Raw genomic sequence first — 14,807 nt, forward strand, 5'->3', positions numbered from 1 at the left:
ACCAGTAGATTCGCGGGGGAAGTTACGCGTCGGTAAAAAATGCCCCGCCGCGCCGGCACCCACCCCGCCCCCTCCCCCGCGACGGGCCGCACCTCCGCGCACCGGGGCGCGTTCAAATCGAACACCACACCCCGCCCCCGGGTGGCGAAGGTCATGCACCGCGCCCCGGACGAGGGCCCGGAAGGCGTCTCGACCCCAAGTGCCGCACCAGGCGGCGAGGGTGACGGACCGGCATCCCACCTCCGCACCCCCTGTTCGAATACTTCCGCACCGACCGGGTCCTTACCCGCTCGCCGACCAGCGGTGATGGAGTTAAGGTAATCGAACGAACGTACGAGGAACGTATCGGGCAAAGGTCGGAAATGGGGTGGCGGAATGGAGGTGCGGCATGGCGGGCTTCACCCATCTGCACGTCGCGTCCGGTTACTCCGCCCGCTACGGCGCCGCCCACCCCGAGCACCTCGCGCGGCGGGCGGCCGAGCTCGGCATGGCGGAGCTCGCGCTCACCGACCGGTCCACCGTGACCGGCGCTGTTCGATTCGCTCAGGCATGCGCCCGGGAAGGGGTACGGCCGGTCTTCGGCATCGACCTCGCGGTGGAGGCCCTCGCCCCGCCGCCTCCGGCCGAGCGCCCGCGCACCCCGGCGCGCGGGGGCTCCCATGTCGTGGAACCGCCGCTGCGCGTGGTGCTGCTCGCCCAGGACCGGGCGGGCTGGGCGCGGCTGTGCCGCATCACGTCGGCTGCGCACGCCGGCGCGGTGTCCGGTACGGCGCCGGTGGTGCCGTGGGCGGCGCTGCGTGAGCACGGCGGCCCCGGTCTGACCGTGCTGCTGGGCCCCCTGTCGGAGCCGGTACGGGCGCTGGCGGGGGGCCGTGAGGACGTCGCGGTGAAGCTGCTGGCGCCGTGGCGGCAGCTCTTCGGGGCCGGGCTGCGGCTGGAGGCCGTGGCGTACCGGCGGGCCGGCACGGGTCCGGGGTCGCTGCGGCTGGCCGCCCGTACCCTGGCGCTGGCCGACCGTACCGGCGTCACCGCCGTGCTCTCCAACGCGGTCCGCTACGCCGACCCCGCCCAGCACCGGCTGGCCGACGTGCTGGACGCCGCACGGCTGCTGCGCCCCGTCGACCGGCGCAGTCTGGACAGCGGGCAGCGCTGGCTCAAGGGCGAGGGCCCCATGATCGCCGTCGCCCGCGCGGTCGCCGCGTCCGCGGGGCTGGACGACCGCCGGGCGCGCCGGCTCCTCGCGGACACCGCCGCGACGGCCGCCGGATGCGTCCTCGACCCGGTGGCGGACCTCGGGCTGGGCACCCCGCACTTCCCGGAGGCGTCCCTGTTCGGCGCCGGGCCGGACGCCGGGGGCGCCGCCCGGCTGCTGCGCGAACGCGCCGAGGCGGGGCTGGTCCGCCGGGGCCTGGACCGCGACGCGGACGCCCGGGAGCGGCTCGACATGGAGCTCGGGGTGATCTCCCGGCTGGGGTACGACTCGTACTTCCTCGCCGTCGGCCAGGTGGTGGCGGACATCCGGGAGCTGGGCATCCGGGTCGCGGCCCGGGGTTCCGGGGCGGGCTCGATGGTCTGCCACACCCTGGACATCGCCACCGCCAACCCGCTGGAGCACCGGCTGCTGTTCGAACGTTTCCTCAGCGAGCGGCGCGGCTCGCTCCCGGACATCGACATCGACGTGGAGTCGGCGCGGCGGCTGGAGTGCTACGACGCGGTCTTCGCCCGGTTCGGCAAGGAGCGGGTCGCGGTCACCGCGATGCCCGAGACCTACCGGGCCCGCCGGGCGCTGCGGGACACCGGCCTCGCCCTGGGCATCGCCCCGGACGAGGTGGACCGGATCGCCAAGAGCTTCCCGCACCTGCGGGCCTCGGACATCACCAGCGCCCTCGCCGAGCTGCCCGAGCTGCGGCAGCTGGCGTCGGAGGCGAAGCGGTACGGGCCGCTGTGGGAGCTCGCCGAGGGGCTCGACTCCCTGGTGCACGGCATGGCCATGCACCCGTGCGGCGTGATCATCAGCGACGCGGGTCTGCTGGACCGGCTGCCGGTGCAGCCCACCCCGCAGGGCGACTACCCGATGGCCATGGCGGCGAAGGAGGAGGTGGAGGCGCTGGGCAACATCAAGCTCGACGTGCTCGGGGTGCGGATGCAGTCCGCGATGGCCCACGCCGTCGACGAGATCGAACGCGCGACCGGCGACCGGATCGACCTGGACGACCCGGAGCAGGTGCCGCTCGACGACGTCTTCGCGTTCAAGCTGATCCAGCAGAGCGAGACGATCGGGCTGTTCCAGCTCGAATCGCCCGGTCAGCAGGACCTGCTCTCCCGCCTCCAGCCCCGCAACCCGCAGGACGTCATCGCCGACATCAGCCTCTTCCGCCCCGGACCGGTCGCCGGGGGCATGCCCGAGCGGTACGTCGCCGCGCGGCACGGGCGGGCCCCCGCCTACGCCCACCCGGACCTCGAACCGGTGCTCGCCGACACCTACGGCGTGACCATCTGGCACGAGCAGATCATCGAGACCCTCTCCGTGATGACCGGCTGCGACCGGGCGATGGCCGAGGTGGCCCGCCGGGCGCTCGGCGACCGCGAGCGGCTGCCCGCCATCGGCAGGTGGTTCCACGACCGCGCGTCCGCCCGGGGGTACGGCCCCGAGGTCCGGGCGAAGGTGTGGGCGACCGTGGAGGCGTTCGGCGCCTACGGCTTCTGCCGCGCGCACGCGGTGGCCTTCGCCGTACCGGCCCTGCAGAGCGCCTGGCTCAAGGCGCACCACCCGGCGTTCCTCCTCGCCGGGCTGCTCGAACACGACCCCGGGATGTGGCCCCGGCGCGTCATCGTCGCCGACGCCCGCCGCCGGGGCGTGCCCGTGCTGCCCGTGGACGTCAACCGCTCCCGTACCCGGTACGTGGTGGAGCGGGCCGGCGACGAGCGGTGGGGGGTGCGGCTCGCGCTCTCCTCCGTACGCGGCATCACCGAGGACGAGAGCGCCCGGATCGAGGCCGGCGCGCCCTACGACTCGCTGTCGGACTTCTGGCAGCGGGCCCGCCCCAGCCGGCCGCTGGCCGAACGCCTGGTCGAGATCGGTGCGTTCGGCGGGCTCGGGGACGGCCGGCTCACCCGGCGGGACCTGCTGCTGCACGTCGCCGAACTGCACCGGCAGTCCCGCGCCCGGTCCGCCGGTGACGGGCAGCTCGCCCTCGACGCGGGCACGGCGGGCGGGGCGGAGCCGAGCGGTCTGCCGGAGATGACCGGCCGAGAGGCCCTGGACGCCGAGCTGAACACGCTGGGCATCGACGTGTCCCGGCACCTCATGGTCCACCACCACCGGCTGCTGCGGGAGATCGGCGCGACGGACGCCGCGCACCTGGCCGACGTGCGCCAGGGGCAGCAGGTCCTCGTCGCGGGGGTGCGGGCCTCCACCCAGACCCCGCCGATCGCCAGCGGCAAGCGGATCATCTTCGTCACCCTGGAGGACGGCTCGGGCATGGTCGACCTGGTCTTCTTCGAGGACTCCCACCCGGCGTGCGCGCACACCGTCTTCCACAGCGGGCTGCTGCTGGTGCGCGGCACCGTGCAGGTGCGCGGCAACCGGCGGTCGGTCGTCGGCACCATGGCCTGGGACCTGGACCGGATCGCGGCGGCCCGCCGCGACGACGGCCCCGCCGCCGCGCTCGCGCTGCTCGGCGGGGAGCGCCCGCACCCGACGCCCGCGCAGCCGGGGCGCACCCTGGCCAACGGCACCTCGGGCGCCCGGCTGCACCCGTACGCCGACCTCCAGCCCGCCGGCAGCCGCTCGGCCGACCTGCGCAAGCTCGGCCACACCAGCCAGGGGAGCGCGGGATGACGCCCCCTCGTCCGGCCGGACGCCACATCGCCCACCTCCACCTGCACGCCGTGCCGGACGAGGAGCGGTACGCCGACATCGTCGAGCTGATGTCCGGCGTCACCCCGCACGTCCAGGCCGTACCGCCCGACGCCGTCCAGCTGGACCTCACCTCGGCGCTGCGCTACTTCGGGCTGACCCCGTACGACCTGGTGCAACTGGTCATGCTCCGGCTCTTCGCGCTGTACGGGATCGAGTGCGGCGCGGGGCTGGCGGGCAACCGGATGCTGGCCGCCATGGCGGCCGACGCGTCCGGGCCGGGACAGACCACGGAGGTCCCCGGCGACCGGGCGGACTCGTGGCTGCGCCCCCGCCCGGTCACCGCGCTGCCCGGCATCGGCCGCGCCACCGCGACCACGCTCGGGCGGTACGGCGTGCACACCATCGGCCAGATCGCCGACCTGCCGCCGCTGACCCTCCAGCGTCTGCTCGGCGCGGGTCCCGCCCGGCTGCTGGCCGAACGCGCGCACGGCCACGACCCCCGCCCGGTCGTGCCGCAGGAGCCCGCGGCCCATCTCTCCGTCGACCGGGTGCTCGACCGGGACTGCCTCGATCCCGGCCAGCACCACCGGGCGGTGCTGGGGCTCGCCGAGCGGCTGGGCCGGCACCTGCGCGCCGGGCACCAGGTCGCCGGGCGCCTGACGCTCACCGTGCGGTACGCCGACCGGACGTCCAGCACCCGTACCCGTACCTCCCCCGAGCCCACCGGTCACTCCCCCCTCCTCGCCGCCACCGCCCTGGGGCTGCTGGACTCGCTCGGCCTGCAACGCGCCCGGGTGCGCGCCTACACGCTGCGCGCGGACGGCCTCTCGCCGGCCGGGGACGCCCCGCGCCAGCTCTCCCTGGACCCGGTCGACGACCGGTCCCGCGCCGCCGAAGCCGCCTCGGACCGGGCCCGCCGCCGCTTCGGCGCCGGGGCCGTACGGCCCGCGACCCTGGCACCGGCACCGGCGGGGACACCGACACCGCGCAGGCGTCCGCCCGCCGCGTGACCTGGGAGGGCCGGGCGGGGCGCGGGGAGCGGGGTACGTCCGTCCCTTGCGCCATTCGGCCCGCCCCGCCTGCGCGAATCGCCCCTCGCGCCGAGCGTGGAGGGCATGAACTTCGCCGGAGAGGTCAAACAGGCCGTCACCCCCCGGGCCGCCCTGCTCGTCCTCGGCGCGCTGGTCCTGCAACTGCTCTTCATCGCCTCCTACGTGGGCGCCCTGCACCGGCCGGTGGCCACCGACGTCCCCTTCGGCGTCGTGGCGCCCCCGCAGGTGTCCGAGCAGCTGATCACCGCGCTGGACGAGCTGCCGGGCGGCCCGCTGGACCCGCGCGCCGTGGACGACGCCGCCGAGGCACGCCGGCAGATCATGAACCGCGAGATCGACGGCGCGCTGCTGCTGAACCCCTCCGGCACGACCGACACCGTGCTGGTCGCCTCCGGCGGCGGCTCCGCGCTCGCCAACTCCCTGGGGAAGATCACCACCGAGGTCCTGGCCCAGCAGCAGCGCACCGCCCGGGTCGTGGACGTGGCCCCGGCCTCCTCCGACGACTTCGACGGGCTCTCGTCGTTCTACCTGGTCGTCGGGTGGTGCGTGGGCGGATACCTCTGCGCCTCGATCCTCGCGATCAGCGCCGGCTCCCGCCCCGCCAACGCGCGGCGCGCCCTCATCCGCACCCTGGTCATGGCCGTGTACGCGGTGCTGGGCGGCATCGGCGGCGCGCTCATCATCGGCCCCGTCCTCGGCGCGCTGCCCGGCAGCTTCTGGGGACTGGCGGGGCTGGGCGCGCTGGTCGTCTTCGCCACCGGGATGATCACCCTCGCACTGCAGGCGCTGACCGGCATCGTCGGCATCGGGCTGGCCGTCCTGATCATCGTGATCGCGGGCAACCCGAGCGCGGGCGGCGCCTTCCCGCTGCCGATGCTGCCGGACTTCTGGCGCACGATCGGCCCGGCCCTGCCCCCGGGCGCGGGCACCTGGGTCGCCCGCTCGATCGCCTACTTCCGGGGCAACGCGGTCACCGGCTCCCTGCTGGTCCTCTCCGCCTGGGCCGTCGCCGGTACGGCCCTGACCCTGCTGCTCTCCCTGCGGCACCCCCGGACGAAGCCCGCCGGGGACGCGGGGGGCGCGGGGGGCGCCGCGGGCGCAGGTCCCGGCGCACCAGGAAACCCAGGAGCACCTCCAGGGGGCGCACCTACCGTATGACCCCGTTCCTCCCCCAACAGGTAGTGCGCACAAGCCCGTTGATGGCTCATCATCGAAGGGGCAGCATGTACCGGGCGCGCCGCGCCCGGGCGGCCGGGCGACCTGAGGAGGTACGGGTGCGCAACCGGGTGCGCGTGGCGGACGGACGTCACCTGATCGTGGAGCGGCAGGGGGACCCGCGCGGAAGACCCGTCTTCCTGCTGCACGGAACCCCGGGCAGCCGGCTCGGACCCGCTCCGCGCGGCATGGTCATGTACCAGCGCCAGACCCAGCTCATCACCTACGACCGGCCCGGCTACGGCGAGTCCGACCGGCATCCGGGCCGCCGCGTGAGCGACGTCGTCGAGGACGTACGGGCCATCGCCGACGCCCTCGACCTGGAGCGGTTCGCCGTGGTGGGCCGCTCCGGCGGCGCCCCGCACGCCCTGGCCTGCGCGGCGCTGATGCCCGAGCGGGTGACCAGGGCGGCCGCCCTGGTCACCCTGGCCCCCTGGGGTGCGCCGGGGCTCGACTGGTTCGAGGGGATGGCCGCCTCCAACGTACTGGCGTACTCCACCGCGGCAGCCGACCCGGACAGCCTCACGGAGTCCTTCATCATCCGCTCGGCCGAGATCCGGATCGACCCGGTACGGCTCCTGGACGATTTGCGGGGCGAACTCACCGACTCCGACCGGGTGGTGGTGAACGACGCCGGAATCCGCTCGCTGCTGCTGCGCAACTACAGTGAGGGCCTGAGGACTTCGGCTTACGGCTGGATCGACGACGCGCTCGCGTTCAGCCGGCCGTGGGGCTTCGACCCGGCCGACATCACCTGCCCGGTGATGCTCTGGCACGGCGAGAAGGACGTCTTCTCACCGGCCAGCCACTCCCGTTGGCTGGGTGGCCGGATTCCGGGCGCGACCACCGTCCTGGAGCCGGCTGCGGCGCACTTCGACGCCCTGTCGGTACTCCCGCGGGTCCTGAGCTGGCTCCTGGACGACCGCGAGGCCGGCGTCGGCTCGATGAACTGATCCAACCCCGCGCCCCGTTCGACCGCACGGGAGGGGTGGGCCACCCGAGTGGTGACCCACCCCTCCCGTGCGCTCAGACCTGGATCGGCTCCAGCTCGCGCTCGAACCTTCTCCCGTCCCGTGCGATCCGCGTCATCGGATGGTCGTCACCGAGCTGGCGGGCCAGCTCCCCGACGATCCTCGTCCGCACCTTCTGGGCCTCGTCCCGGCGGCCGAGATCCTCCAGCGTGACCGCCATGTTCCCCACCATGGCCAGCGTCTCCGGGTGCTGCGCCCCGATGGCCTCCCCGAGCTGCCCGGCGAGGATCTGTTCCGTCTCCAGTACCAGCTCCCCGTCACCGAGCGCCGCGGTCGCGTTCGCCAGGTTCATCACGCAGAAGAGCGTGTGCGGGTGATCCCTGCCGAACAGCTCCCGCATCAGGTCGACGACCCGCCTCGACGTCCTGGCCGCCTCCTCCGCCTCCCCCGAGCCGAGCAGGTAGACGGCGAGGTTGTTCTGCGCGGCCAGCGTGTACGGGTGCCTCTCCCCCGGCACCACCAGGTACTGCTCGACCACCTCTCGCGCCGTGTCCCTCGCCTGGCTCGACTCTCCGATCGCGTAGAAGTCGGCCGCCAGGTTCAGGTCGCAGGCCAGCGACTCCGGGTTGACGGAGGTGTACTTCGCCCGGTACCTCGCGCGGGTGGCCAGCGTCAGCCTGCGGGCGTCCTCCAGCTGCCCCGCCCGCCGCAGCGCCACCGCGAGCGCCTTGGCGGCGGAGAGCGTACCGGGGAAGGAGGGGCCGAGCGTCCGCTTGAGGCTGTCGTAGACCCGGCTCAGCAGCGCCACCGAGTCCTCGTACCGGCCCACGTCCCTCAGGTCCCGCGCCAGGTTCTGACCCGACTGGAGGCTGTAGGGGTGCTCCGGACCGAGCACCTCGCTGCGCCGGTCGTACACTTCCTGGTCGATCTCCCTGGCCCGGGAGTACTGCCCGATCAGCCGTAGGTTGAGGGCCAGGTTGTTGGCCGCGGCGAGGGTCCGCGGATGCGCGTCGTGGAAGATCTGGCTGAATCCGTCGCGGGCCTCGGTGGCCAGGTCGATCGCACGGCCGTACTCGCCGAGCATGCCGAGGTCGGTCGCCAGGCTGCTGGTCGTCATGTAGGTGTGCGGGTGCTCCGGCCCCAGAACGTCGCGCTGGCGCTGGAAGGTGATCTCGTCGAGCTCCTTCGCCTCCACGTAACGCCCGCGGGTGCGAAGGATGTTGGAGATGTGGAAGCAGAGGTAGAGGTACTGGATGTCCTCCTTCCCCAGCGTCTCCGCCCAGGTGGCCCGGAGTTCGGCGCTCAGCGCGCCCGCCGTGCGGACGTCGCCGCGCTTCCAGAGGTAGCGGACCCGGTCGATCAGCAGCCTGCGGGTCTCCGGCTCCCCGCAGTGGCGCGCTCCGGACGGCCCCAGATGCGGCCAGATGGTGGCGAACCGCGCCCAGTTCTCCGGGTTGTCGATCGGCTCGTCGTCGTCCGGCCGGGCCCCCGCCAGGATGCGGTGGACCACGTGCCGGGCCACCCGCTGCTCCTCCTCGCCGAGTTGCGCCTTGATGACGGCCTGCACCAGCCGGTGCACCTGGATCGAGTTGGAGACCTGGTCGACCTTGGCCAGCGCGAAACGGCCGATCTCCCGGATGACCCTGCCGAGGACGAGCTTCTCCTGCAGGGAGGAGTCGTACGGCTTGAGCGCCTCGATCATCTCCTTGCTGTAGAGCAGGTTCGCGTTGATCGGCTCGGGGCCGAAGAACGCGCAGAGCTGGAGCAGCCGGACCGCCGCGGGCGAACGTTCCTTGAGCCGCTCGATGGAGACGTTCCAGGTGGCGGCCACGGGTTCGGGGTAGCCGGCGGGCTGGTTGAGGGAGAGCACCTGGGCGGCCTGCTCGGCGAGCTGGTCGAGGTAGGTGTCGACGGGGGTCGCCGTCTCCGCGATCCAGGCGGCGGCCTGCTCGACGGCGAGCGGCAGGTCACCCACCGCCGTGGCCACCCGCGCGGCGTCCTCCTCGCTGAGACCGGGGGCGCGGCGGCGGAGATGCTCGACGGACTCCTCGCGCAGGAAGACGTCGACGGGCAGCGCGTCGCCGTGCTGCGACCACGTCTGGTTCCGGGACGTCACCAGGATGTGGCCGGAGCCGCCCTGCGGGAAGTAGCGCCTGATCCGTTCGGGGTCGTCCGCGTTGTCGAAGACCAGCAGCCACCGGTCGGAGGGCACCCCCCGGCGCAGCAGGTCGACCGCTTCCTTGGAGGCCGCCGCCATGTCGTCGCCGCCCTGCGCGCCCAGTCGCGAGGCGAGTTCCGCGAGTCCGGCGACCACGTCGTCGGTGTGCTCGGAGGAGATCCACCACACCAGGTCGTAGTCGGCCATGAAGCGGTGCACGTACTCCAGCGCCACCTGCGTCTTGCCGACGCCGCCGAGGCCGTACAGGGTCTGCGGCTGGGGCAGCACCACCGCCAGGCCGCCGCCGAGCTGGTCGCGCATGCGTTCCAGCACCAGGGAGCGGCCGGTGAATCCGGGGTTGCGCGGCGGGGCGTTCCAGATCTTCGGGACCGTGCCGGGGAACCTGGGCCCCGGCGCCGCCCCGTCGGCGGGCTGTGCCGGGCGGTCCAGTGCGCGCAGCAGGGCGGCCACGGCATGGGTCTCGTCGAGCCGGAAGAGGTCCACCGGGTTGCGGTCGATGTACGCCGAGGAGAGCCGGACGTCCCCGACGCGGAAGAGGATCTGACGTCGCCCGCCGCCCTGGTCCTCGGCGGCGGCCCGCTGCCACAGATCCGTGGCGCGCTGGGACTTGAGGTACGCGCTGGAGAGCAGCACGACGGTGCGGGCGGCGGTGTCCGGCGCGGTGACGGGCGGTTCCCGGTCCTCCCGCTCGGTGGAGACGTCGCGCGGCACGACGCGGAAGCCGGACCGGGTCAGGACGGATTCGATCCAGTCCGCCCACATCCGGTTCTCCGCGACGTAGTTGAGGAAGATGTCGGCGGGGAGGGCGGGCCGGCGCCGGGTGAAGGCGTCGCGGATGCGCAGCCGGACGTCCTCCGCGACCGCCGGCATGGCGGTGACCTCCTGCTCGGTGACGACCGCCACGAGCCGCTCGAAGGCGGAGAGCAGCGAGTTGGAGAGCCCGGCTTCGTCGCCGAAGGTCGCGAGAGTCTCCTCGTACGCGTAGTAGGGGCGGTACGGGATCTCCACCGCACCCCAGTAGGCGGTGAGTTCGTCGCCGGACAGATCGCGCGGCAGCCGGTCGAACTTGAAGCGGGCGAGAGCCCGTCCGGCGTCCGCCTTCTCCTTCTCGCCCTCGTCGATGCGCATCGGGACGGGGTAGATGGCGATCGGCCGCCCGGTGTAGCGCTCGGCGATCTGGCGTGCCACGGAAGCGGCTCCGTCGATGGACTGGTCGCTGAGGGTGAAGCAGTCCACCAGTACGTCGGGGAGGTGGACGGTGCAGATGTCGGCGATGTCGCTGAGGCCTGTACGGCTGTCGATGAGGACGTAGTCGTAGTTGGCCTTCATGTCGTCGCGCAGGGCGTCGAAGAAGTTCCCGCCGCCGAGCCGGTCGTAGAAGTTGTCCCAGTCGAACGTGGACACGGCCGCGGAGTACTCGCGGTTCTGTCGCCCGGCCGAGACGAAGTCGAGCGTGCCTCCCCTGGGGAACTCCCAGCCGAGCGCCTCAGGTGTCAGGGAGACGGCGTGCTGCTGGATGCGCGCGTAGTCGCGGTGCCAGTCGTCGGGGCGCTGCGCGGGGCTGGTGGCGGCCCAGGCGTAGTCGGTGATGAGGTCGATGACGCCGGTGGTGGCGCCGAGGGTGGCGGGATCGAGGAAGGGGTGGAAGAACCGGTGCAGGCCCGGTGCCTCCAGGTCCCAGTCGACGGCCAGTACCCGCTTGCCGTTGGCGGCCAGGATCCAGGCGGTGTTGGCCAGGGCCATGGTGCGCCCCGTGCCTCCCTTGTAGGAGTAGAAAGTGACGATCCGCCCGTCACGACCGGCTGTCATACGTCCTCCGCTTGCGTCCCAGGGTCGAGCGTGTCGGGTATGAACTGTGTGTTGCCCATGGGCCCCATCAGTCGGGTGCGTTCGCTGTGCCCGCCGCCGCTGCCGGGCGGGTAGACGGTCGCGTTGCGCAGATACTGCTGCGCGGCGACTTCGACGACCTGCGGCAGGATCTGGCCGAACGCCTCCATGGTGGGCACTCCTTTGGCGGCGACGCGGCAGAAGGCGCGTCCCTGGCTCATCTTCACCGGCAGGGTCCGTTCGAGGATCGCCGTGAGTTCCGCCTCCTCGGCCGCACTCTGGGGGTCGTCCCGGTTCCACGGCACCACCAGGGTCACCCAGGGGCTGTTCTCGGCGTCGAACGCGGCGAGCCTGCGGCGGCGGTCCTCGTCCTGGAGCGCCCATCGGTCGAGGATGAGGATTTCCGGTGTGGTGGGCGCCCGCTTGCCCTCGGACTGCCCGAAGTCCTCGTCGAACGAGCCTATGACCGCCTGGTAGTTGAGCGAGCGGACGAGTTCTTCGGTGACGTACGCCAGCGGACGCGCGGCGGCCGGATGGTAGGGGTTCCAGTCCTGCGGGTTGTCGCCGTAGTAGGCGGAGTCCCGCCCGGGCGGCAGATCGTGGCGGCTGGGTGCGGCGATGGTGATCCGCATGGGCTTCGGTGCCCCCGCGCCGCTGCTGCGGGAACCGAAGGCGCTGGGAGCGAGGCGGTAGTCGACGGGTCTGCCGGTGTCGATCCGTACGGTGTCGGCGACGGTGACGATGCGCTTGGCCAGCTCGTACACGGCTCGTTCGTACTCCTGGGCGAAGAGCCGGAGCTTGATCAGGCCGTAGAGCCCGTCACTGACGTAGCGTTCCCCGAAGTCCCGGTGGTTGAACTGGATGCGCTCCGCGGAGCCCGGTAACTGACTGGGCGGCACCGGCACCCAGAGCGCCGGGACGATCGCCTCGGCGGGCTGGTTGGAGCGGGCGCGATGATGGATCGCCCGCTGTTCGAAGGCATACCACTCCTTGCCGCACATCTCGCTGGCGAAGTACCGCGGCGAGAACAGCGGAACGAATACCCGGCAGGTGGCGAGCACCGCGCCGAGCCGTTCCGACCAGCCCTCGCCGGACCGTATTTCCCGGTCCATGAACCCCGCGGGCGTGCCCGCGGGAAGATCGGTCATGGCCATCACATGGCCGCAGAGATCTTGGAAAAGGCGTTCGACCCACATATCGGGGTCCGTTCCACCGCCGTACCCCGGTGTGTGCGCGTAACTGAGAAAGAAGTACGGCCGATGGTCCGACGCTCGCTGATGCGTCATGCGTGCACACGACCCCCGTCCTGTGTGAGCACCCACGTCCGACACTACGGAGTGAATGCGAGCGAATTCATCATTCCCGAGCGGTAGGCACCCCATCCCCCTGCGCTTCGGTCATTCATCGGCCCTTCTCGGTCATTCCTGCTCGTGACTCAAGAGGCCGGTGTGCCAGCCGCGCCCGGTGTTCCGCTGAGTTCCTTCCGGAGTACGTCCAACAGCCGTTTCCCGTGAACGGTCGGCTCCGCCGCACCGTCCATCATGTCGAGCGCCTCCTTCACGCCGGCGGGGAACTCGGCATCGAGCGGTCCGACACCCACTCGCTCGTAAGTCTCGGCCAGCAGGCGTGAGAACGGAACAGCCTCTCCTCCCCAGGGCGACAGATACTCCCAGTCCCCGTCCGCCGCGTACAGGTCCGTGACGTCGCTCAGGCCCCGCAGTTCATTCCTGCGGAAAGCGCTCACGAGCTCGACCGCCAGTTCGCGGCAGTCGGCGGTGGCCGGAATTCCGAGTGCTCCGTATCCGCACGGCAGCTCCGCCCTCGCCCCGTCGGCGAGCGGCGTGACGGTGGTCACCGCTGCCCCCATGGCGTCGGCGGACGCCGGAGACAGCTCCCTGATCAGGTCCCAGGCACCCGCGAGCGTCCCGCCGAACGCGTCGACCGCCTCCGGGTCCAGCCGGTCCGCAGCGGGGGCCGTGTGCCGGTTCCGATAGGGGTCGAGGTCGTCGACGGCCCAACCGGGCAGTCCGCCCACGTCCAGACGGCGTACCCCGCGCCAGACGGCGGTGTCGGGGCCCCCGAGGGTCACGTGCAGCGCTCCGCCTTCCTCGCGCTCCACCTCGAAGCCGCCGGGGACACCCCGCACGACGGCCGTCCCGTGGTCGCCGGCGCCGCCGAGTGCGAGTTCGCCGAGGGTGGGCAGGAAGAGCCGGCCGTCCCGGTAGGTCACGGGCACCTCGTCCCCGAGGCCGGCCCGGAGCGTCCCGGCGGCCACGTACGAGGTGAGCAGCAGCGCGTCCGTCGCGGCCCGGTCCGGGGCGCTGCGGAACTCCTCCAGCGTCTCCTGGAGCCAGGCCCGCGCGTACGGGTGGGCGAGGACCCGGTCGAGGCCCTCGGCCCCCGCCTCGGACGACTCCAGGGCGCCCACCGCCTGCCAGGCGCGCGCCCACGGCTCGCCCGCCCGGCCGTCGAGCAGGGCGTGGAGACCGGCCAGCAGCGTCCGCGTCAGCTCCTGCTGCTCGGCGGCCAGTCCGGCCGGCCCCAGCAACGCGGGAGAGACGAGCGCCGACGCCGTCCGGTCCTCGATCCCCCGTACCAGTGCTTCCAGATCGGCGCAGTAGACGGAGGGGTTGTCGAACTCGTTGGAGGAGCGGTACCGGTGGGTGTAGAGCCCGCCGCCGCACGAGCGCACGACGGGGCATCCGCGGCATTCCTCGCCGACCCCGGCCAGGCCGAGCTGGCGGGCCCGGACCCCTGGGTGTGCCGCCACCTCGTCGAAGGAGTGGGTGAAGACGTCGAACCCGGTGGCCGCCGCACCGTCGTAGGCGCTCTTGAGCGAGTCGACCTGCTCCAGCTTCCCGTCCGTCTCGACGACGACGAGGTCCGTAGGAGCGAGCCCGAGGGATTCCGTCAGGCTGGGGCCACCGCAGAGGCTGGAGAGAATGGAGGAGAAGAACCGGACCGGCACCGGACGCCCCTGCCCCTGCCAGCGGTCGAAGACCGCCAGGAGCCAGTCGGCGTACGCGGTGGGCGAGCCGTCCGGCCTCGGCGGGGGTGTGTCCCAGGTGGCGTGCGGAAGCAGGAAATCGATCAGAGGCGGTTCGAGCTCCGCGAGAGCGTCGAAGACGGCCACCGGATCGTTGCGGACATCCACGGTGCAGAGCAGCCCGAGGTTCAGATGGCGGTACCTGTCCTCCCGGAGGAGTTCGACGGCCCTGAGCACCAGTGGGTGGCTCGTACGTCCATCGGCGTACCGGCGGTGCCGGTCGTTCGCCGTACGGTCACCGTCGAGCGAGATGCCGACCTTCACGTGGAACTCGTCGAAGAGGTCGAGGTACCGGGTGCTGAGCTGAACACCGTTGGTATGGATACGCAGGTCCAGCTCAGCGATACCGTTCAGTGCCGAGCCGAGTTCCTCGCAGACCTTGCGCAGACGCGCGGGTCCCGCGAGGAGCGGCTCCCCTCCGTGCAGGATCACTGAGACGGAGGGGAGTCCATGCGTGGCAGCATGCTCGGCCAGGCGTCGGGCGGTCCATGAAATCGCTTCGTCAGAGATCGTTTTCGGCCTTGTGCGCCAGCTCTGATCAGCGTGTTCATAGATATAACAATGATCGCATGCAAGATCACACCTGCTGTGGACCTTCAAAACGATCTCACGGAAGGGGACCAGGGGTCCTGTCATTCCGCCATTTTAGCCGTCC

7 protein-coding genes are annotated in these 14,807 nt (G+C 72.3%); 4 read left to right on the top strand and 3 right to left on the bottom strand.

Going from position 1 to position 14,807, the window contains the following annotated elements:
- Positions 1-388: 388 nt before the first annotated feature.
- From ACWCSV_RS27570 to ACWCSV_RS27585, 4 genes are all read left to right on the top strand, one after another.
- Positions 389-3,841 (top strand): DNA polymerase III subunit alpha, encoded by a 3,453-nt coding sequence (locus tag ACWCSV_RS27570; protein ID WP_451146685.1) that lies wholly within the window; start codon positions 389-391, stop codon positions 3,839-3,841.
- The gene (locus ACWCSV_RS27575) at positions 3,838-4,872 is read left to right on the top strand and encodes a DNA polymerase Y family protein (RefSeq protein ID WP_451146687.1); all 1,035 of its coding nucleotides are present in this window, start codon (positions 3,838-3,840) and stop codon (positions 4,870-4,872) included. Before ACWCSV_RS27570 ends, ACWCSV_RS27575 begins: the two co-directional genes overlap by 4 nt.
- A gap of 105 nt (positions 4,873-4,977) precedes the next feature.
- Positions 4,978-6,072, top strand: coding sequence for a DUF3533 domain-containing protein (locus tag ACWCSV_RS27580; RefSeq protein ID WP_451146689.1), 1,095 nt, complete (start codon positions 4,978-4,980; stop codon positions 6,070-6,072).
- Positions 6,073-6,188: 116 nt separating this feature from the next.
- Entirely contained in the window at positions 6,189-7,082 is an 894-nt protein-coding gene (locus tag ACWCSV_RS27585) for an alpha/beta fold hydrolase (RefSeq protein ID WP_451146691.1), read from the top strand.
- Positions 7,083-7,155: 73 nt separating this feature from the next.
- Here the strand turns inward: ACWCSV_RS27585 and fxsT are convergent, their stop codons facing one another.
- The 3 genes from fxsT to fxsBH all read right to left on the bottom strand — a co-directional run bounded on the left by fxsT (position 7,156) and on the right by fxsBH (position 14,788).
- The gene (gene fxsT, locus ACWCSV_RS27590; RefSeq protein ID WP_451146693.1) at positions 7,156-11,088 is read right to left on the bottom strand and encodes an FxSxx-COOH system tetratricopeptide repeat protein; all 3,933 of its coding nucleotides are present in this window, start codon (positions 11,086-11,088) and stop codon (positions 7,156-7,158) included.
- Positions 11,085-12,392 carry a TIR-like protein FxsC gene (locus ACWCSV_RS27595; protein WP_451146695.1) on the bottom strand — a complete coding sequence of 436 codons (1,308 nt, stop codon included), beginning with the start codon at positions 12,390-12,392 and terminating at the stop codon, positions 11,085-11,087. Before ACWCSV_RS27595 ends, fxsT begins: the two co-directional genes overlap by 4 nt.
- A 149-nt stretch (positions 12,393-12,541) precedes the next feature.
- Positions 12,542-14,788, bottom strand: coding sequence for a radical SAM/SPASM protein FxsBH, inactivated beta-hydroxylase extension form (fxsBH, locus tag ACWCSV_RS27600; RefSeq protein WP_451146697.1), 2,247 nt, complete (start codon positions 14,786-14,788; stop codon positions 12,542-12,544).
- Between the last annotated feature and the right edge of the window lie 19 nt (positions 14,789-14,807).

Source organism: Streptomyces sp. NPDC001770, from assembly GCF_053596135.1.

What these genes read in the sequence shown, in the direction of transcription:
- ACWCSV_RS27570 (WP_451146685.1), top strand. Translation starts at nt 389, where the DNA reads ATGGCGGGCTTCACCCATCTGCACGTCGCGTCCGGTTACTCCGCCCGC.
- ACWCSV_RS27575 (WP_451146687.1), top strand. Translation starts at nt 3,838, where the DNA reads ATGACGCCCCCTCGTCCGGCCGGACGCCACATCGCCCACCTCCACCTG.
- ACWCSV_RS27580 (WP_451146689.1), top strand. Translation starts at nt 4,978, where the DNA reads ATGAACTTCGCCGGAGAGGTCAAACAGGCCGTCACCCCCCGGGCCGCC.
- fxsT (WP_451146693.1), bottom strand. Translation starts at nt 11,088, where the DNA reads ATGACAGCCGGTCGTGACGGGCGGATCGTCACTTTCTACTCCTACAAG.
- ACWCSV_RS27595 (WP_451146695.1), bottom strand. Translation starts at nt 12,392, where the DNA reads ATGACGCATCAGCGAGCGTCGGACCATCGGCCGTACTTCTTTCTCAGT.
- fxsBH (WP_451146697.1), bottom strand. Translation starts at nt 14,788, where the DNA reads ATGACAGGACCCCTGGTCCCCTTCCGTGAGATCGTTTTGAAGGTCCAC.